General features: G+C 52.7%; 17 protein-coding genes and 1 tRNA gene. 13 read left to right on the top strand and 5 right to left on the bottom strand.

Annotated features, from left to right (window positions below):
* Positions 1-67: 67 nt before the first annotated feature.
* The 8 genes from NR177_RS09705 to yejF all read left to right on the top strand — a co-directional run bounded on the left by NR177_RS09705 (position 68) and on the right by yejF (position 10,253).
* The gene (locus NR177_RS09705; RefSeq protein ID WP_256852786.1) at positions 68-1,045 is read left to right on the top strand and encodes a GTP-binding protein; all 978 of its coding nucleotides are present in this window, start codon (positions 68-70) and stop codon (positions 1,043-1,045) included.
* A gap of 41 nt (positions 1,046-1,086) precedes the next feature.
* Complete coding sequence (locus NR177_RS09700; protein ID WP_256852785.1) at positions 1,087-1,794, top strand: phosphatase PAP2 family protein; 708 nt, start codon at positions 1,087-1,089, stop codon at positions 1,792-1,794.
* Positions 1,795-2,306: 512 nt separating this feature from the next.
* Positions 2,307-2,876 carry a bifunctional murein DD-endopeptidase/murein LD-carboxypeptidase gene (gene mepS, locus NR177_RS09695; RefSeq protein ID WP_063880235.1) on the top strand — a complete coding sequence of 190 codons (570 nt, stop codon included), beginning with the start codon at positions 2,307-2,309 and terminating at the stop codon, positions 2,874-2,876.
* Positions 2,877-3,083: 207 nt separating this feature from the next.
* Entirely contained in the window at positions 3,084-4,658 is a 1,575-nt protein-coding gene (locus NR177_RS09690) for a cyclic di-GMP phosphodiesterase (protein WP_172898265.1), read from the top strand.
* Between the two features lie 53 nt (positions 4,659-4,711).
* A complete protein-coding gene (locus NR177_RS09685; protein ID WP_256852784.1) occupies positions 4,712-6,520 on the top strand; it encodes an extracellular solute-binding protein in 1,809 nt (602 codons plus the stop codon).
* A gap of 11 nt (positions 6,521-6,531) precedes the next feature.
* Positions 6,532-7,626 (top strand): microcin C ABC transporter permease YejB, encoded by a 1,095-nt coding sequence (locus tag NR177_RS09680; protein WP_063880237.1) that lies wholly within the window; start codon positions 6,532-6,534, stop codon positions 7,624-7,626.
* On the top strand, positions 7,626-8,648 hold the full coding sequence (locus NR177_RS09675) for an ABC transporter permease (protein ID WP_109717390.1): 1,023 nt from the start codon (positions 7,626-7,628) through the stop codon (positions 8,646-8,648). The genes NR177_RS09680 and NR177_RS09675 overlap by 1 nt, the downstream gene beginning before the upstream one ends.
* Positions 8,649-10,253, top strand: coding sequence for a microcin C ABC transporter ATP-binding protein YejF (gene yejF / locus NR177_RS09670; protein ID WP_109717391.1), 1,605 nt, complete (start codon positions 8,649-8,651; stop codon positions 10,251-10,253). It abuts the gene before it with no gap.
* On the opposite strand, the gene NR177_RS09665 is transcribed toward yejF, so the two are convergent.
* From NR177_RS09665 to rsuA, 3 genes are all read right to left on the bottom strand, one after another.
* Complete coding sequence (locus tag NR177_RS09665; RefSeq protein ID WP_063880240.1) at positions 10,240-10,560, bottom strand: hypothetical protein; 321 nt, start codon at positions 10,558-10,560, stop codon at positions 10,240-10,242. The genes yejF and NR177_RS09665 overlap by 14 nt on opposite strands.
* A 277-nt stretch (positions 10,561-10,837) precedes the next feature.
* A complete protein-coding gene (locus NR177_RS09660) occupies positions 10,838-12,034 on the bottom strand; it encodes a Bcr/CflA family multidrug efflux MFS transporter (RefSeq protein WP_063880241.1) in 1,197 nt (398 codons plus the stop codon).
* An 11-nt stretch (positions 12,035-12,045) separates the two neighbouring features.
* Entirely contained in the window at positions 12,046-12,765 is a 720-nt protein-coding gene (rsuA, locus tag NR177_RS09655) for a 16S rRNA pseudouridine(516) synthase RsuA (RefSeq protein WP_096010859.1), read from the bottom strand.
* A gap of 155 nt (positions 12,766-12,920) precedes the next feature.
* Between rsuA and NR177_RS09650 the strand changes: the two genes are divergently transcribed.
* Entirely contained in the window at positions 12,921-14,675 is a 1,755-nt protein-coding gene (locus tag NR177_RS09650; protein ID WP_256852783.1) for a DEAD/DEAH box helicase, read from the top strand.
* Between the two features lie 131 nt (positions 14,676-14,806).
* Positions 14,807-15,091 (top strand): 50S ribosomal protein L25, encoded by a 285-nt coding sequence (gene rplY / locus NR177_RS09645; protein ID WP_063880243.1) that lies wholly within the window; start codon positions 14,807-14,809, stop codon positions 15,089-15,091.
* A 93-nt stretch (positions 15,092-15,184) separates the two neighbouring features.
* On the opposite strand, the gene yejK is transcribed toward rplY, so the two are convergent.
* The gene (yejK, locus tag NR177_RS09640) at positions 15,185-16,189 is read right to left on the bottom strand and encodes a nucleoid-associated protein YejK (RefSeq protein WP_256852782.1); all 1,005 of its coding nucleotides are present in this window, start codon (positions 16,187-16,189) and stop codon (positions 15,185-15,187) included.
* Positions 16,190-16,347: 158 nt separating this feature from the next.
* Here yejK and NR177_RS09635 point away from each other — a divergent pair, with 158 nt between their 5' ends.
* The 3 genes from NR177_RS09635 (at position 16,348) to NR177_RS09625 (ending at position 18,499) form a co-directional block, all read left to right on the top strand.
* The gene (locus tag NR177_RS09635) at positions 16,348-16,572 is read left to right on the top strand and encodes a YejL family protein (RefSeq protein ID WP_063880245.1); all 225 of its coding nucleotides are present in this window, start codon (positions 16,348-16,350) and stop codon (positions 16,570-16,572) included.
* Between the two features lie 22 nt (positions 16,573-16,594).
* Positions 16,595-18,349 (top strand): LPS biosynthesis-modulating metalloenzyme YejM, encoded by a 1,755-nt coding sequence (gene yejM / locus NR177_RS09630; RefSeq protein ID WP_172898271.1) that lies wholly within the window; start codon positions 16,595-16,597, stop codon positions 18,347-18,349.
* 73 nt (positions 18,350-18,422) lie between these two features.
* Positions 18,423-18,499 (top strand) — tRNA-Pro (locus tag NR177_RS09625).
* Positions 18,500-18,621: 122 nt separating this feature from the next.
* Here NR177_RS09625 and NR177_RS09620 read toward each other — a convergent pair.
* The gene (locus NR177_RS09620) at positions 18,622-20,136 is read right to left on the bottom strand and encodes an alpha-N-arabinofuranosidase (protein WP_256852781.1); all 1,515 of its coding nucleotides are present in this window, start codon (positions 20,134-20,136) and stop codon (positions 18,622-18,624) included.
* Positions 20,137-20,150: the final 14 nt, after the last annotated feature.

Genomic DNA, 20,150 nt, shown 5'->3' with positions numbered 1-20,150 from the left:
AGGCTGGCGGCTAAATAATGTTATAATATAACAATATCACCGTCTTTATTTTACAGGAGCCGCTGGCATGACGCGCGTTAACCTTCTTACCGGGTTTCTGGGCAGTGGTAAAACCACCACGCTGCTTCATCTGTTAGCGCATAAGCCCGAAGAGGAAAACTGGGCTGTGCTGGTGAATGAATTCGGTGAAGTTGGTATTGATGGTGCGTTACTCGCCAACAGCGGTGCCATCCTGAAAGAGATACCCGGCGGTTGCATGTGCTGCGTCAACGGACTGCCCATGCAGGTCGGGTTAAACCGACTGATAAAGCAGAATAAACCCGATCGCCTGCTGATTGAGCCCACTGGACTGGGCCATCCGCGCCAGTTATTACAGATGCTGACCTCGCCGGTTTATCAGCCCTGGCTCGAACTGCAGGCAACGCTTACCCTGCTGGATGCACGGCAGCTTAATGATGAACGCGTGGCGAAAAATGAAAACTTTCGCGATCAACTGGCCGCCGCCGACATTATTGTCGGCAATAAACGCGATCGCTGGAGCGAAGCCGATCGGCAGCGCCTGGAGCAGTGGCTTGCCGCACACCAGGACGATCGTCAGTTTGTTACTGCCGAGTTTGGTCAGATTCCCCTCACTTTGCTCGACAGGCCGCAAGGGAAAGCGCGCGCCATTCCGCATCCGGCCCACCATCATCATCACTCAGCCCCGGCCAGTGGTATTGCCGCAATGCGACTCGACGGGCACGCAACCTGGCGTCGGGCGGTCAATCAGGGTCAGGGTTATGTTGCCTGTGGCTGGATTTTTGATGATGAAACGGTGTTTGATACTCTGCCGTTGCTGGAGTGGGCGCGGCTTGCCCCTGTCGATCGGGTTAAAGGCGTGCTGCGCATTGCGGAGGGTGCCGTCAGCATTAACCGTCAGGGAGAAGACCTTCATATTGAAATACTGGGTTCAACCCCGCCTGACAGCCGCGTTGAGATGATTCATTCCTCATCTGCCGACTGGAATAGTCTACAATCCGCTTTGTTGAAGATTCGTTTAAGCTGACATGGTTAAGGTCGGCGGTTATTTTTTATTAGGGCAGAATTATGCACGCAACACGCCTTGTCACCATCCTGCTGCTGAATGCACTGGGAATGATGCTGTTTTTTTCCTGGTATTTACCACCCGGTCATGGGTTTTGGTTTGATATCGATAAAGGGATTTTCTTCGCTTTCAATAATGAGATGGTTAATTACCCGGGCTTTGCCCTGCTGGTCGCGATTACCAACTTCCGCGGTTTTGACGCCGTGTCATTACTGGTAATGGGCTTGCTCTATCTGTGGCTATGGCGACGGGAAACACCGACAGGCCGACGCCGTATGCTGGCCATTGGCATTACGATGTTGCTGACAGCCGTCATCCTGAATCAGGCCGGTCATTTGCTACCGGTGAAGCACGCCAGTCCAACGCTGTTTTTTGAAGGGGTTCATCGCGTCAGTGAGTTGACCGGCATTCCAGCCAAAGACGCGTCTAAAGACAGTTTTCCGGGCGATCATGGCATGATGCTGATGATCTTCGCGGCATTTATGTGGCGCTATTTTGGCTTTCGCACATTTTTAGTCAGCGTGGTCATTGTGGTGGTGTTTTCTCTTCCACGCGTAATGGCTGGTGCACACTGGTTTACCGATATTGCCGTTGGATCACTTTCGGTTACGCTGGTGGGATTGAGTTGGTGGTTATTAACCCCGGCAAGTGATTACCTGGTTAATTGGTTTTATCACAAATTACCGGGTAAAAATAAACCCCAACAGTAATTCATTAGCCCGGGCGGAATAATGTTTACATTATAAACCGCCCTTATTTATAAAAAACCGAATGAAATAATTAGCAAGCTAACTAGAAATCCCTTTTCTGAACCCTATGATAATCCAGCATTTAGCGTCAGCCCGCGACGCTCGCGGCGCTGCCGTGCTTCTGTTAACCCGCACTATGCCTGGAATTAGCGCCAGATCATCCCTTTCCTCAGGTTATCAGCCCTGAATAACTGTTGATAAAGTGAACAAGTTATTTAAGTTTGATAAGTATCAAAAAAACCTATCAGAATTTGATTAAAAGCTCTCGCCACGGCCTCTGTAATCGGTTAATCTCGGTCGCAGTGAGAAAGAAGTAGCAGTATTAAGCACGCTTTCATCGGTAAAATGTGGTGATTTACACAATTTTATAATTAAAGCATTGTCTTGTTCTGACTGGCTTATTAATCTCATTCCGTTTTGTCATCTGGCTGGCGACAATCTTGTCGTAAGGACTTCGAAGGAAAACCCGTATAATGGTCAAGTCTCAACCAATACTGAGATATATCTGGCGGATAGTGCCCGCTCTGGCGCTGGCAACACTTCTCTCAGCTTGTAGCAGTACCCATAACACCGTAAAAAACGAGAATCATGAAGTTAACAACCAGAATGGTTTTTTACTTCAAGCGTCTCAGGATGAGTTCGAAGAGATGGTGCGTAACGTCGACGTTAAGTCGCGCATCATGGAGCAATACGCAAGCTGGAAAGGTGTACGTTACCGTCTTGGCGGTGATACCAAGCGTGGTATTGATTGTTCCGCTTTCGTTCAGCGCACTTTCCGCGAACAGTTTGGCTTAGATCTTCCCCGCTCCACCTCCGAGCAGCAGGGAACGGGTAAAGAAATTTCTCGCACCAGACTGCGTCCAGGTGATTTAGTTCTGTTTCGTGCAGGCTCCACTGGTCGCCATGTGGGTATCTACCTCGGCAATGACAATTTTGTTCACGCCTCAACCAGTAGCGGTGTCATGATCTCCAGCCTTAATGAAGACTACTGGAAAAAGCGTTATAGCGAAGCTCGCCGGGTCTTAAGTAAAAACCCGAGCTAGTGCTACTCTCGAACGTCCTCTCAGCCAGAGAAAAACAGAACGCTGCCTTTGCAGCGTTTTTTTTTGAATCCCTCGAATCCGCGTAAAAATACTTGTTTATCAAAATAATAACGAGACATTATTAACAGACTCGTTATATTCTCAGACGCAAATATTCGGGCGATTGCGCACCATTAAGTTTTGTATTTTGATCAGGGGAAGCACTTCATGCCATTGTCGCGGGCGCTGATACGCCAGGCAACTTATCCTCGTCGAATCGCGTGGAATAGCGCGATTGTTGGCAGTCTGTTTTTTTTGTTGTTAACCTCTGTTTTACTTACCGAGACCCAACATCAACGGGAAAATCAACATAAGCAGTTGCTCATCGACAGCAGCAACGACTTCCAGCGTCACGTGGCGACGCTGATTACAGATACCCTTTCTCCCCTGCTTCCGTTCGTCCAGTCAGAATGCTATATCGGCAATCATGAGTTAACTGCACGTGCCGCGTTTGCCGGCGACATACGCGCCATCATTTTAGTGAAAGACGGTAACGCCTTTTGCTCTTCAGCCACCGGCAGCTTTTTTCAGCCACTGAGCGCGATTTCGGCCCGTACCGATACCACACGCGACCGGGATATCCGTTTATTGCCGGGTACCCCTATGCAGCCGACGAAACCGGTACTGGCGATATGGATCAAGCAACCCGGCACCCTACAGTCCGGCATCTTTACCACCTTGAATCTGAGCCTGGCCGATTACCAAATAAAAGCGTCCTCGCATCCTGAAATTACCGGGATTGCGATACTCGCGCATAATACCGCGATGACCAGCTGGCAAACCACTCTCGTAAGAAATCATCAACTCCCTCCACCGTTAACGCAGATCACTATGGACGGGCTGCCGTTCCAGTTTGCACTCTACGGCTCAACCTTATCCGCAGGCGATTTCCAGACCATTATGTTGAGTAGCCTGTTGATGTCATTACTCGCTGGCTGTACGTGTTGGTTTTTACTGACCCGGGTTCAGCGACCCGGTAAAGAAATTACTCTGGGCATCCGGCGTGGTGAATTTCGCGTCGAGTATCAGCCTTTAATTACGGCTCAGGATGGCAAATCTTACGGTATGGAGGCGCTGCTACGCTGGACGCATCCGTCCGGTGAAACGGTCTCACCCGATATTTTTATCAGTTACGCTGAAGCACAAAACCAAATTATCCCCCTGACCCGACACCTGTTTGAACTGGTCGCCCGCGATGCACACCAGCTACGTCATAGCTTGCCCAAAGGAACCTGCCTCAGCTTAAATATTTCCCCCCTGCATCTGAGCGCCTGCAGTTTCCGTGACGATGTCCTGTACTGGCAGGACAATATGCCTCACGATCATTTTCAGTACGTCTTCGAAATCACTGAACGGGCCGTAGTTGAAAACGGCAATGCAACTGAACTGTTTCACTGGCTACATCAGCGGGGAATTAAAATCGCAGTGGATGATTTTGGCACCGGGCACAGTGCGCTAATCTATCTTGAAAAGTACCCTTTTGATTATCTGAAAATCGATCGTGGATTTGTGCAAAGTATTGGCACCGAAACGATCACTTCACCCGTGCTGGATACAGTGTTACAACTGGCTAAAAGGCTCAACCTGATGAGCGTGGCTGAAGGTGTGGAAACCGATGAACAAGCCAGTTGGCTGATCAACCGCGGCGTCACCCATTTACAGGGGTATTTCTTCAGTCGGCCGTTACGTCCAGAGCAGGTAAGAGACTATTTTCAACGTCAAAACAGTCAACCCTCGCGTTAATCACCGTCGATTATCGCTGCGGTGCAAGACACTCACAGGAGAGAACATCCCTTATGCCGCTCCGCTTTGTCATTTTGCTGCTGTGTAGCTTGCTCATCACCCCGCTGCATGCTTCTCCCGTTCAGACAAGTTACACCTTTGCTCAACTGGGATCGCCGAAGTACCCCAGAGACTTCCGTCACTATGACTATGTGAATCCTGCGGCACCAAAGGGCGGCAAAATTGTCCTGTCGGTCATCGGCACTTACGATAACTTCAACCGTTATGCCTCACGAGGCAACCCTGGCGTCGGTACCGGGCCACTGTATGACAGCTTATTCACTACCTCGGATGACGAAACCAGCAGCTACTATCCGCTGATTGCTGAATCAGCACGACATCCTGATGACTTCAGTTGGATGGAAATTACGCTTAACCCCCGCGCACAGTTTCACGATGGTTCTCCCATCACGGCTGACGATGTGGCCTTTACTTTCCAAAAATTTATGACCGAGGGCGTTCCACAGTTCCGAATATTTTATCGTGGTGTAACAATTAAAGCCCTTAACCCCCAGACGGTACGAATCACCTTACCGGCCCCGGATAAAGACCTGATGCTGGGGTTGCTGACGCTCCCAGTGATATCTCAAACGTTTTGGCAGAATAAAAAATTCAATGAACCGCTCAGCCAGCCTCCGTTGTCGAGCGGGCCTTATCGCGTGAGTAAGTGGAAACTGGGCCAGTTTATTGAATTCAGTCGGGTCAAAAACTACTGGGCGGCGGATTTGCCGGTCAATCGTGGCCGTTTCAATTTTGATGTCATGCGTTATGACTATTATCTGGATGACAACGTTGCGTTTGAGGCATTCAAAGCCGGTGCCTTTGATCTCCGCGAAGAAACGTCGGGGAAGAAATGGGCCACCCAGTATCTGGGTCGTAACTTCGATAATCAGCAGATCGTTAAAGAGACCACGCCGAATACGGCCTCAATTGATACGCGCTGGCTGGCGCTGAATAATGAAAAACCCCTGTTTCACGATCGCCGGGTACGGCAGGCAATGGCGCTGGCTTTTGATTTCGAATGGATGAATAAAGCACTGTTTTATAATGCTTTTAAGCGAGCCAGCAGTTATTTCCAGAATACGCAGTACGCGGCGCAAGGCGTGCCTGATGCTGCACAGCGGAAAATACTGGCACCGTTCAAATCACAGTTACCTCCTGAAGTCTTCACTGAAGCCTATGCGCCCGCGAAAACTGACGGCAGCGGCTACGATCGCGCTAACCTGCTTAAGGCCATGTCACTGCTGAATCAGGCTGGCTGGCATATCCACAACCAGCGCCTGGTGAACGATAAAACCGGGCAGCCCTTTACCCTAGAGTTGTTGCTGCCTGCCGGTGTGAATAGTGAATGGGCGCTTCCCTATCAGCATAGTCTGTCGCGGCTGGGTATCACGTTAACCCTGCGCCAGATTGACAGCTCGCAATACCTGCGCCGCCTGCGTAGCGGCGACTATGATATGGTCAGTAATATTTATCATGCTATGCCGACGCCCTCACGCAATCTTCAGGCCAACTGGCAGTCGGACTATATCCAGTCTTCGTGGAACACGGCGAGGGTAAAAGATCCCATGGTCGATAATGTTGTCAAACAAATTATCGCTCATCAGGACGATGCCGACGCGTTGCTGCCGCTGGGACAGGCGCTGGACCGCATCTTGCTGTGGAATGCTTATATGATCCCGATGTGGTATAGCGCCGAGCAGCGGCTTGCCTTTTGGGATAAATTTTCCCATCCTGCCGTTAAACCTGCCTACAGCACAGGTGTGGATAACTGGTGGTATGACGTGAATAAAGCCGGGCGACTGCCGGCCGACAGACGCTGAGGAGAGCCCGGTTGGCACGTTACTTTTTACGCAGACTGTTACTGATTATTCCTACCTTATGGGCGATCATTACGCTCAACTTTTTTATTGTACAGATAGCACCAGGTGGCCCGGTCGATCAGGCGCTGGCAAATATTCAGTTTGGTCAAACCAGCGGGCTGCCCGGTGCGGGCGGCGGTGACAGCGGCGGTACGCAGGCCAGCCTGCATCGTCTCACGCCTGGGGATAATCAGTATCGCGGCGCGCGCGGTCTCGACCCCGAAGTTATCGCAGAAATTGAGCGACGTTACGGCTTCGATAAACCTATCGGGGAACGCTATCTTACGATGCTGTGGAATTATGTGCGCTTCGACTTTGGCGACAGCCTGTTCCGCAGCGCCTCCGTATTGCAGTTAATCAAAGAGAGCCTGCCCGTTTCTGTCAGCCTTGGCCTGTGGAGTACGTTGATCATCTACCTGGTGTCGATTCCACTGGGCATTAAAAAGGCCGTGCGTAATGGCAGCACGTTCGATATCTGGAGCAGCACCTTCATTATCATTGGCTACTCCATCCCGGCGTTTCTGTTTGGCATTGTCTTGATTGTTCTGTTTGCGGGCGGCAGCTATTTCGACTGGTTCCCCTTGCGCGGACTGACCTCTCCACAGTTTGATACGCTCCCCTGGTACGGCAAAGTAACCGATTATCTGTGGCATATCGCGCTGCCGGTACTGGCTACGGTGATTGGCGGTTTTGCCACCTTAACCATGCTGACTAAAAACGCATTTCTTGATGAAATTCGAAAACAGTATGTGGTCACCGCCCGGGCCAAGGGCGTTTCGGAACGGCGCATTCTTTATCACCATGTGTTTCGCAATGCGATGCTGCTGGTGATTGCCAGTTTTCCCGCCACTTTTATCAGCATGTTTTTTACCAGTTCGGTACTGATTGAGGTGATGTTCTCGCTGAATGGCCTGGGCTTACTGGGCTTTGACGCTACCGTCCAGCGTGATTATCCGGTGATGTTTGGCACCTTGTATATTTTCACCTTGATTGGTTTGCTGATGAATATCCTGAGCGATTTAACCTATACCCTGGTTGATCCACGCATTAATTTTGAGGGGCGGTAATGCACATTTCCCCGATGAATCAGCAGCGCTGGCAGCGCTTTCGTCATAACCGCCGAGGCTACTGGTCGCTGTGGATTTTTCTGCTTATCTTCGTTCTTTCCCTGTGTGCCGAGTTAGTCGCCAATGACAAACCGCTGCTGGTGCATTATCAGCAACGCTGGTACGCCCCGCTATTTTTCAACTACAGCGAAAGTGATTTTGGTGGCGAGTTTGCTACCGCAGCGGATTATCAGGACCCCTGGTTGCAACAGCGTATTGAAAAGCAGGGATGGGCGCTGTGGGCACCGATTCGCTTTGGTGCCAACAGCATTAATTTTGCGTCACAGGTGCCCTTCCCTTCTCCGCCATCATGGCAAAACTGGCTGGGCACTGACGCGAACGGTGGCGACGTTTTGGCGCGTCTGTTGTACGGCCTGCGTATTTCGTTGCTGTTCGGCTTACTGCTAACCTTGTTTTCCAGCGTGATTGGCATCGTGATCGGCGCGATACAAGGCTATTTTGGTGGCAGAGTGGATCTGATTGGTCAACGCCTGATTGAGGTCTGGTCCGGCATGCCGTCGCTGTTTTTACTGATCTTACTGTCCAGCGTCATCCAGCCCAGCTTCTGGTGGCTGCTGCTGGTCACCGTGCTGTTTGGCTGGATGAGTTTAGTCAGCGTGGTACGCGCTGAGTTCCTGCGTACGCGTAACTTTGACTATATTCGCGCCGCGCAGGCGCTGGGCGTCAGTGACGGACGGATCATGCTGCGCCATATATTACCCAATGCCATGGTGGCCACACTGACTTTTCTGCCTTTTATCCTGTGCGGTTCCATCACCACGTTGACCTCGCTCGATTTTCTCGGCTTTGGCCTGCCGATTGGTTCGCCTTCTCTCGGTGAACTGCTGCTACAGGGTAAAAATAACCTGCAGGCACCGTGGCTGGGTTTATCTGGCTTTTTCACGCTGGCGATTCTGCTGTCGCTGCTTATTTTCATTGGCGAAGCCGTGCGCGACGCTTTTGATCCCAGTAAAGGAGTCTGAATGAGCGCCCCGCTGCTTGCTGTTAATCATCTCTCCGTCGCCTTTCGTCAGGGCAAACAGTTGCATCAGGTGGTGGAGGATGTTTCGCTGCGCGTTGAAGCGGGTGAAACCCTGGCTCTGGTAGGCGAATCCGGTTCCGGGAAAAGCGTTACTGCCCTGTCGATCATGCGCCTGCTTCATGACGCCGCGGTGACCTATCCCCAGGGGGAAATCCTGCTGGCTGGGGAAGACCTGCTACAGGCATCGGAGCAACGGCTTCGCGGTCTGCGCGGTAATCAGATGGCCATGATTTTTCAGGAACCGATGGTGTCCCTGAACCCTCTGCACAGTATTGAAAAACAGTTATACGAAGTGCTTTCGCTACACCGTGGGATGCGACGTGAAGCCGCGCGGGCAGAAATACTGCGCTGTCTGGATCGCGTCGGCATTCGCCAGCCGGCCTCGCGCCTGAATGATTTTCCCCACCAGCTCTCCGGGGGAGAACGCCAGCGCGTGATGATAGCCATGGCCCTGCTCACCCAGCCGAAACTGTTGATTGCCGATGAACCCACGACTGCGCTGGATGTAACGGTTCAGGCGCAAATCCTTAACCTGCTGCGCGAACTGCAACAGGAACTGAATATGGGGATGCTGTTTATTACCCATAACCTGAAAATTGTTCGCCAACTGGCGGACAGCGTGAGCGTGATGCGCGCTGGACGGGTGGTTGAGCACAACCGCAGCCAACCGCTGCTCACGCAGCCACAGCACGCTTATACCCAGCAACTGCTGGCGGCCGATCCGGAAGGGCGTGCCGTGCCCCTTCCTGCAGCGACGCCGGTTATCCTGAAAGTGGATAATCTGCGCGTCGGTTTTCCCCTGCGCCAGGGGTTATTTAAACGTAAAACGGGCGAGAAAATCGCCGTAAATAACCTCAGTTTTAGCCTGAAACGGGGAGAAAGTCTGGGGCTGGTGGGCGAATCTGGCTCAGGCAAAAGCACTACGGGCCTGGCCCTGCTGCGTCTTATTGCGGCTCAGGGCGAGGTCTGGTTTGACGATCGGCCGCTGCATCAGCTGTCACGAAAGCAACTGTTGCCGTTACGTCGCCGTATTCAGGTGGTGTTTCAGGACCCTAATTCTGCGCTGAATCCCCGTATGACGGTGCAGCAGATCATCGCCGAAGGCCTGGCGGTGCATTATCCACAGCTGAGTGCGGCCCAGCAGGATGAACGGGTTAACGCGGTAATGACAGAGGTGGGTCTGGATACAGAGAGCCGCCATCGCTATCCGGCGGAATTTTCAGGCGGCCAGCGTCAGCGCATTGCCATTGCGCGCGCCCTGATTCTTGAACCGGAACTACTGGTACTGGATGAACCGACGTCGTCGCTTGACCGCTCAGTGCAGAAACAGATTCTGACCCTGCTGCGCGGATTACAGCAACAGCGTCAACTGAGCTATCTGTTTATCAGTCATGATTTAGAAGTGGTACGCTCGCTCTGCCATCAGCTGATCGTACTTCGTCAGGGCGAGGTCGTTGAACAAGGCGATTGTGAAGCGTTGTTTGCCGCGCCTGCACAGGCTTATACCCGCGAGTTGCTGGGTTCCGTCACGCTCAGTGACCAATAAAGGTTTCCGCAATAGCCACGCCCTGATTTTTCAGGCAGCAGTTTGTGGCGCTCTCATCACACCGGCGGATAAACAGGCAGGGTTGCCCTTCGCACTCGGCGATTTTTCCGTCCACCTGAATGGCTGCCAGCATGTCTTTGAGTTCGTGCAGAATTTCCCAGGCCGGGACGCCATCATGGCTGATCAGCCGCAGCGCAATCACATCATGCTCTTCTGAGCCGACATCGTCGGTTTCAATCACGCCACGACGATCGCTAATCCAGCGAAACCGCTGTGGCAAGCGATGCACAACCGAAAGTTGCAACATAGTGATCAGTATCTCCAGAGAATGAAGCTCAATTTACAACCAACGGTGTCTGCATCGAGAGCCGTTAAATCATGCTAACGCGCAGATCCTGCAAGGCATCCTGTAAAAGCAAATTTGAGAGTTAAATCTCACTTTGGGCTATATGTACCGCGTTTAATGATAACTAACAATCATTTTAGACCCAATGTGATTACTTTATTTGCTATTTTTTTTCACAAATAAGAAACATTATTTTATAAGCGGATAAAGGCGGATCGCAGCAAGGCGCGACGCCCGCTTAGCGGGCGACGGAACGAGGACGTGAAGCGTAGAGAAATAACAAAACAGAGAGGGTCGCGCACAGCGCAATGGTTCCCACCATAGGCCAGGCACTGTTAAAACTGAACAGAGACAGCAGCGCGCCAGCCAGTGCGCCGACACCAAAGCGTAACGTACCCGCCAGAGAGGAGGCGGTACCGGCCATATGCGGAAACTCATCAAGGATGACGGCCATCGCATTAGACGACACCATGGAAACACAGCCGATAAACATCGCAATGCCCAATACCAGCGGCAGGAACCCCAGATCGAAAGCGCTCACCATCAACAACCAGATGCCCATCGCAAACTGCACCAACAACCCAAAACGGAACAGGGCGACGGGGCCAAAATGGCGCACTGCACGGCTGTTAATCAGCGTCATGATGAACAAAAACACAATATTCAGGCCGAAGTAGTAGCCAAAACTCTGCGGCGAAATGTGATTCAGTTCGATGTAAACAAAAGGGCCGGCATTGAGAAAAGTGAACAGCCCCGCAAACGAGAATCCGCTTGATAACATATAGCTGAACGCCCGCTTATGGCGAAACAGGATAACGAAATTCCCCAGCGTGGTGCGCAGGTGAAAGCGCTGCCGCTGCTCAGGTTTAAGGGTTTCGCGAATCTGGGTCGCCACCAGCACGGTGGTGATAACGGCCGCTATCGACAGCGTCCAGAAAATGGCGTGCCAGCTCCAGATTAACAGCAGCCAGCCGCCGATAATCGGGGCCAGCAGCGGTGCGATGGTGGTAATTAACATCACGAATGACATCATGCGCGAAAAGTCCTCTTTCGAGTAACTGTCGCGCATCAACGCATTGATCACAACGCTGGCGGCCGCCGCAGACAGGCCGTGCAAAAACCGCATCGCAATAAGCTGTTCAATCGACTGCGAGAGTGCGCAGGCCGCCGCCGCACAGGCAAAGATCAGGGTACCCAGCGTAATGACCGGCTTGCGGCCATAGCTGTCGGCCAGGGGACCGTAGATCAACTGACCGATGGCAAACCCCAGGATGTAAAGATTGAGCGTCATCTGCACGCTCCCGGCGGACACCGCAAACTGGCGCGCAATTTGTGGCATCGCTGGCAGATACATGTCTATCGATAACGGCATCAACATCGCTAACAGGCCGAGAATAACGACCAGGCCCATCGGCGAATTCTTTTCCTTACGCACCGGGTTTCTCGCTATTTCTGTTTAAGTTCTTCTGGCAAGCCAATGCTGGCTATCTCTTCTGCGGTTAACGGGCGGTATTCACCCGGTTCTAACGCGTCGTCCAGCGCAATCGCGCCAATGCGCTCGCGATGCAGGCCAACGACCCGGTTACCCACGGCGGCGAACATACGTTTCACCTGATGGTAACGGCCTTCGCTAAGCGTGAGCAGCACGTCAGTGGGCGTGATGACCTCAAGCTGAGCAGGTTTTGTCAGGTGCTTTTCATTATGCAGTTGCACACCTGCGCTGAATTGCGCGGCCGTATCCTCGCTCACCGGCGCTTCAAGCGTCACACGGTAGGTTTTCTCGCAATGGTGACGCGGTGAGGTAATGCGATGTGACCACTGACCATCATCCGTAAGCAGAACTAAACCGGTGGTATCAATATCCAACCGGCCTGCGGCATGCAGCTTAAATGCCATCGGTTCTTCAATGAAATAGATAATGGTGGGATGATCGGGATCGTCCGTAGAACAGACATAACCCTGCGGTTTGTTCAGCATAAAGTAGCGCGGCCCGGTCTGCATCTGTAACACGTTGCCGTCATACTCAACCTCGTGATCGGGCTGGAGTTTGAAAGCGGTGTCGCGCACCACGTCACCGTTAACGGTGACACGTTGACCACGGATTTCACGTGCAGCGATAGCACGGCTGATTTCCAGTTGCTGAGAGATGAATTTGTCGAGTCGCATGAATTCGTTTTGCCTGTTACTGCGGAGGGAAACTAAAACGGCCTGTTTAACCGTTGAAAAAGTATGAGAAGTATATCCTGAACTGCGCCTCGCTGACAGCGCGTTTACAGTGGATTCGTGGCATAATTGCGGCAGATTTTACAAAAGTGAGCAGCATGTCTTTTACCTTACGCCCTTATCAACAGGACGCGGTCGATGCCACCATCGCCCACTTCCGTCGCCATCATGAACCTGCCGTGATCGTCCTGCCCACCGGGGCCGGAAAAAGCCTGGTGATTGCCGAACTGGCGCGCCTGGCACGCGGTCGGGTGCTGGTGCTGGCGCACGTCAAAGAGTTGGTGGCGCAAAATCACAGCAAATATCAGGCTTACGGACTTGAGGCCGATATCTTTGCGGCAGGGTTGCAGCGTAAAGAGAGCCAGCGAAAGGTGGTGTTCGGCAGCGTCCAGTCCGTTGCACGTAATCTCAGCCTGTTTGACAGTGCTTTCTCACTGGTCATTGTGGATGAGTGCCACCGTATTGGCGACGATAAAGAGAGCCAGTACCAACAGATTTTTCATCATCTGCGCCAGCACAATCCCCAGTTACGATTGCTGGGTCTGACCGCCACGCCGTTTCGCCTGGGCAAGGGATGGATTTATCGCTTTCATTACCACGGCATGGTCCGTGGCGATGAGAAGGCCCTGTTCCGTGACTGCATCTACGAGCTGCCTCTGCGCTACATGATCAAGCATCAGTTTCTGGTGCCGCCAGAGCGGCTGGATATGCCGGTGGTTCAATATGATTTCAGCCGCCTCACCGCTCAGGCTAATGGTCTGTTCAGCGAAGCCGACCTGAATCGGGAGCTCAAACAGCAGCAGCGGATTACCCCGCATATCATCCGGCAAATTGTAGAGTTTGCCGAGGATCGCCACGGCGTCATGCTTTTTGCCTCCACTGTGGAGCACGCGCGCGAAATTCTGGGCCTGCTGCCCGAGAACAGCGCACTGGTGTCGGCGGAAACCCATGCGCAGGAGCGCGATGCGGTGATCGCGGCGTTTAAAGCCCAGCAGCTTAAATTTCTGGTTAACGTCGCGGTGTTAACGACCGGCTTTGATGCGCCGCATGTGGATCTGATTGCAATCCTGCGCCCCACCGAGTCGGTCAGCCTGTATCAACAAATTGTGGGACGCGGTTTACGTTTGTCACCCGGTAAAAAAGATTGCCTGATTCTGGACTACGCCGGAAATCCGCACGATCTTTTTACCCCTGAAGTCGGCGCGCCAAAAGGCAAAAGCGACAATCAGCCGGTGCAGGTATTTTGCCCTGCATGTGGTTTCGCGAATACATTTTGGGGCAAGGCCACCCAGGACGGCATGGTGATTGAGCACTTTGGCCGGCGTTGCCAGGGCGTTCTGGAAGACGATGAAGGCGAGCGAGAACAGTGCGACTACCGGTTTCGCTTTAAAAACTGCCCGGACTGTAACGCTGAAAACGATATCGCCGCTCGCCGCTGTCGGGAATGCGACAAGATTCTGGTCGATCCCGATGATATGCTCAAAGCCGCCCTGAAGCTGAAAGATGCACGCGTACTGCGCTGCGGCGGCATGACGCTGGAACAGGGTAAGGACGACAAAGGCGAATGGTTGAAAGCCACCTATTTTGATGAAGATGGCACCAGCGTCAGCGAACGGTTTCGCCTGCAAACGCCTGCACAGCGCAAAGCGTTTGAGCAACTGTTTATGCGCCCTCATCAGCGCGCCCCTGGCGTGCCATTAGGCTGGCAAACCGCTGCCGATGTGCTGGCTTTGCAACCCCTGCTGCGCCATCCCGATTTTGTTGTGGCGCGCGCCAAAGGCCACTTCTGGCAGATCCGTGAAAAGCTCTTTGACTACCAGGGACGCTTTCGCCGCGCTAACGAACTCCGTTAGGCCGGATTAGCGTTTGCCCCTGCTGCCTATTACGGCTATAATGCCGCCCGCTTTTGCATGTGCATAAGCAGTGTTGAATAACCCTTCTGTTACTGGGTCGCCTGTAGCAGGAATCATAAAGAGACGTATCAATGTTCACTATCGAAGCAGCAGAACGTAAAGAGCAGGGTAAGGGTGCGAGCCGCCGCCTGCGCACAGCAAACCGTTTCCCGGCCATCATCTACGGTGGTTCAGAAGCAGCGGTTGCTATCGACCTTGACCACGACCAGGTGATGAACCTGCAAACTAAGCCAGGCTTCTACGATGAAGTTCTGACTCTGGTGGTTGACGGTAAAGACACCAAAGTTAAAGTGCAGGCTGTTCAGCGTCACCCGTTCAAGCCAAAACTGCACCACATCGACTTCGTTCGCGCTTAATCGCCGAATGGGTTGAACGTAGAAGGGCCGGTTGCGAAACCGGCCCTTTTATTTTGTCTGTTATCCGCCGGAACGCATTGCCCCGGCCTGGCATTACTTGCTGCTGGTGCGGCGTTGAAGCTGTTCGCGCAGGTTAGGTGGCGTTCCTTTGATGGTCAGCGTATCCGTTGCCGGGTCCCAGAAAATGCGTTCACCAAGTAACAGTGCGTCGAAGTTCAGGGTCAGACCGCCGCCGCTGCCGGCAAACTTGGTTAACTGGCGTAACGTACCGCGATCCGCCGGGAAATGTTCTTCCAGTTCATAGCCCTGTTCCTGGGTAAAGGCTTCAAACGTCTTTTCACCCAGCGGAGGGAGCTCGCCTGATAATTCTTTTAGCGCAATTTCTTCGCCCGCCTGAAGCTGCTCATTACAGTAGCTGTAAACCTGCTGACGGTAATTTTGGCGTTCGTTTTTATCCAGGTTCGACTCGTCACAGTAGTCATCCACTGCCTGTAACAGTCCCCGGTTTTGCGCCTTGGTGTCCAGTCCGACTTCCGCACCCAGGAAGTCCATAAAGAAATCAGAAACTTTGCGCCCGACGCGTCCACGCAGGAAGGTCAGGTAACGGGTTGATTCCGGATTCGTTTCCCATTCGGTCAGATCGATACGTGCCACAATATCGGCATGATTAATATCCAGATAATGGGTACTGCTGATATCCATTTGTTCGTTGACGCGCATACTGGACTGGCTGTTCAACACCGCCACCAGTAAATATTCGACCGCCAGGTAGCGATACTGAATAAACAGCACCACGCCGCCTTCGGCGAACGGATATTTTGCCAGTTCATCACGCAGACGTCCGGTCGCAGCCCGGCTAAAAGCGAGAAAATCATCGTTACCTTTGCGGCAGTTGCGCAGCGCTTCTGCCAGCTCGCTTTCAGCATTAAACAGCCCGTAAGCTTTACTCTTCGCACTGTAAACACGGTGCAGCTCTTCCACCATCGCTTCGACGGTGTTGGTGGCAGGCAGTAACGAATCACGAAGCACCAGCTCAAACTGATTTTCATCACGTTTAATTAACTGATGCAAGGCAATCTGGTCGATATCCAGACTCATGGTAAACTCTCCTAATAGCACAGGCGCGTATTCAAACACCGCCAGCAGCAGCTTTCAACTCCATGCATCATGCGAACAGTGCGCTTTCGATAAATTTGCGGAAAAAAGTGCGCTGTTCCGGTACTATATCGCCTTTTGAGACGAGATAACTTTTCGCTATGCCACAATCATCCCGTTACAGCGACCAACGCGTTGAACAACTCCTCGCGGAAATGGCGCAGGTTTTGCAAAAAGACCAGGCACCCACCGACCTCTCCCTGATGGTACTGGGGAACATGGTAACCAACCTGATTAACAGCGATGTTGCGCCTGCGCAACGCCGCTCTCTGGCACGTTCTTTTGCTGATGCACTGCAGGCATCGGTAGACGACAGCACCCATTAATTCGCTGATCTGACGTAAAACTATGGTAACCAACCGACAGCGCTACCGCGAGAAAGTCTCCCAGATGATTAGCTGGGGACACTGGTTTGCTCTGTTCAATATCTTTTTCGCGCTGATTCTGGGTAGCCGCTATCTGTTGGTTGCCGACTGGCCTGCCTCGTTGGCGGGACGTATCTATGCGTACACAAGCTGGGTGGGTCACTTCAGCTTTATTGTGTTTGCCGCTTATCTGTTGATTATCTTCCCGCTGACGTTTGTCGTCATGTCGCAACGTTTGATGCGGGTGCTTTCGACGGTGGTCGCCACCGCCGGCTTAACGTTGCTGATGGTCGACAGTGCCGTGTTCAATCGTTTCCATTTACACCTTAATCCGGTGGTATGGGAACTGGTGATTAACCCCGATCAAAGTGAAATGGCGCGCGACTGGCAGCTGATGTTTATCGGTGTGCCGCTGATTTTCCTGGTGGAGATTCTGTTTGCTACCTGGAGCTGGCAGAAGCTGCGCAGCCTGAACCGCCGCTCTTTTGGCAAGCCGCTGGCAGCGCTCTTTATCAGCGCCTTCTTTGCCAGCCACTTAATGTATATCTGGGCTGATGCCAATTTTTATCGCCCGATTACCATGCAGCGCGCAAATTTGCCCCTTTCCTATCCTATGACGGCACGTCGCTTTCTGGAGCGCCATGGTTTGCTGGATGCGCAGGAATATCAGCGTCGTCTGGTGCAACAAGGCGATCCTGAAGCCGCAGCAGTACAGTATCCGCTCAGTGATATCACCTTTGCGGATAAAGGCGCGCGCGATAATTTGTTAGTGATTACGGTGGATGGGCTGAACAGCGCCAGTAGTGACAGCGCCCTGCCAGCATTGAACCAGTTTGCCAGCCAGAACGTACGCTTTACCCAACATTTCAGCGCGGGCGATAATGCAGAAAAAGGCCTGTTTGGTCTGTTCTACGGTATCTCGGCCAGCTATATGAACGGTGTGCTGGCACAGCGAACGCCGTCCGCCCTTCTCACCGCATTGAGCACCCAGGGCTATCAGTTTGGCCTGTTCTCATCGGATGGATTTAGTCAGCCACTTTATCGTCAGGCTCTGCTGTCCGACTACACGCTGCCTGCCAGTGAAGAACAGCCCAATGCCAGCACCGTCTCGCAATGGCAAAACTGGCTGGGCGCTCAAAAGAGCGATGGTACGCCATGGTTCTCCTGGGTGGCACTGCATGGCCCGACAGTGAGCGGCGATAACGCCAAAGCACGGCAGCGCAGCTATATGCGCCAGGCACCAGCGCTCAATGATCAGATTCAGGCCATTCTCACTACGCTGCAGCAACGCGACTTGCTGAAAAACACCGTGGTGGTCATTACGGCGCAGCATGGCGTGCCGCTGGATGGCGATCCCGATAATGAAGGCAATCGCCAAATCCTGCAGGTTCCACTGGTTATTCACTGGCCGGACACGCCAGCACAGACGGTGACGCGCCTTTCCGATCATCAGGATGTGATGGTGACGCTGATGCAGCGCTTGCTGCACGTCAGTACGAATCCGGTGAATTATGCCCAGGGCGAAGATCTGTTTGCTGCTCAGCGTCGCCATGACTGGGTCACCAGTAGTGAAGACAACAAGCTGGTGATCACGACGCGTGACATCACGCTGGTGCTGAACAATAACGGGAGCTACCGCGCTTATGACGCCAGTGGAAAAGTGCTGAAAGATCATAAACCGGAGCTGGCGCTATTGTTGCAGGTGCTCACAGAAGAGAAACGTTTTATTGCTAACTGATTAATAATGCGGCAGTTAGTTGCCGGGTAGCTTGCATTCGTACGAAGAATCAGTAGACTAGCTTTCCAAAGTTCGGCACGTAGCGCAGCCTGGTAGCGCACTGTCATGGGGTGTCAGGGGTCGGAGGTTCAAATCCTCTCGTGCCGACCAAATTATCCCTTAAAAAGCAGCCTCTTACGGCTGCTTTTTTATTGCCTGCGAGCAGAGTCAGGCCATATCCATTCTGACTGCCCAGATGCCCACGCCTTTCTGGTATCTGGGCGATCAAAGCCTCAGGGCTGCAGATCGATCACCACCATATTCCAGCTGAGAGGCGGGAGTGACACCTGTTTCTGGCGACGCTGTGCATCGGTGACAGTGCGCGGCTGCGGCACCACCTTATCCGGCTCAGTAAAGGTATTTTTAGCGTCCAGCGCATGGCCCGCTAACACGACATGTTGTGATAATGTCCCCTCACCAAACTCATCAAGCACAAAGGTAATGTCTGCCACATCATGGGCGTGGGTGTTCAGCGCGAAGAAGGCGATCTGCTGTTTCTCTTCGTTGTAAACGGCCGCGCTCTGAACCTGTCGGGTTTCGCCATGCACGGTGTTCACCGTAGGAACATTGGCAAAATAGCGTAATGCCTGTCCCCGTCCATACTGACTCACCATCTGGAAAGGCCAGAAGATGGTCTGGCGAATCACCTCACCACCGGGGCGGGTGAAAATGGGAGCAATCACATTGACCAGTTGAGCCAGGGACGCCATTTTTACCCGGTCACAGTGATTGAGCAACGAACACATTAGCCCACCGAACGTCAGCGCATCCAGAAAAGTATAAGACTGTTCCAGTAACGGCGGCGCTTCCTGATACAGGTTGTTCGGGTCGATAAAGTGATCCTGCCAGGGCTCGCCTTCGATAGACCAGATATTCCATTCATCAAACGACAGCATCATCTTTTTATCGCTGCGCAGTTTGGCTTTAACATAGTCGGCCGTTGCCGTGATGGTATGAATAAAATCATCCATTTTCTGGAACGAGGCTAAGAAATCCTGTGGATGACCGGTGCTGTTTTCAAAGTAATGATGGCATGACAGGTAGTCAATCTGATGATAAAGCCCCTCCAGTACAATGCGATCCCATTCGGGATAGCTGGCCTGAAGCGAATTAGAACTGCCGCATCCGACCAGCTTGATATCCCGATCAACCCAACGCATGATTTTTGCCGTTTCACGCGCTTTTTTGACGTAATCTTCCGCACTCAATTGCCCGGTCTGCCACTCGCCGTCCATCTCGTTGCCCAGGCACCAGAGCTTGAAATTATAGGGTTTTTGCCGACCATGCTGGATACGCAGATCGCTGAGTGCGGTGCCGGATGCCAGATTACAGTACTCAATGAAGTAACCGGCCTCCTGCGGCGTGCCTGTGCCGAGATTGACGGCGATCATCGGCGTAACCCCATACTTTTCGCACCAGGTGGCAAACTCATCTATGCCAAACTGATTGCTTTCTTTGGTCAGCCACGCGTAATCCAGCCTTACCGGGCGCGCTGATTTTGGGCCAATACCATCGCGCCAGTTGTATCCCGAAACAAAATTACCGCCGGGATAACGGACGGTGCTAATCCCCAGCTCTCTTACCCGTTCGCCCACGTCCTGACGAAAACCCTGTTCGTCCGCCGTGGCATGGCCCGGTTCATAGATGCCGCTGTAGACGGCCCGTCCAAGGTGTTCCACAAAGGAACCGTACAGGGCATCGTCCACCCGATCGATGGTGTTTTGTTTTTGAAAAAAGTACTTAATCATTTTCTTCCCTTCTG

The sequence above is a fragment of the Pantoea sp. Fr+CA_20 genome, assembly GCF_024520835.1.
GTDB lineage: Bacteria > Pseudomonadota > Gammaproteobacteria > Enterobacterales > Enterobacteriaceae > Pantoea > Pantoea allii.
The sequence above is the reverse complement of the archived record's forward strand: the minus strand, read 5'-3'. Positions and strand labels throughout refer to the sequence as shown.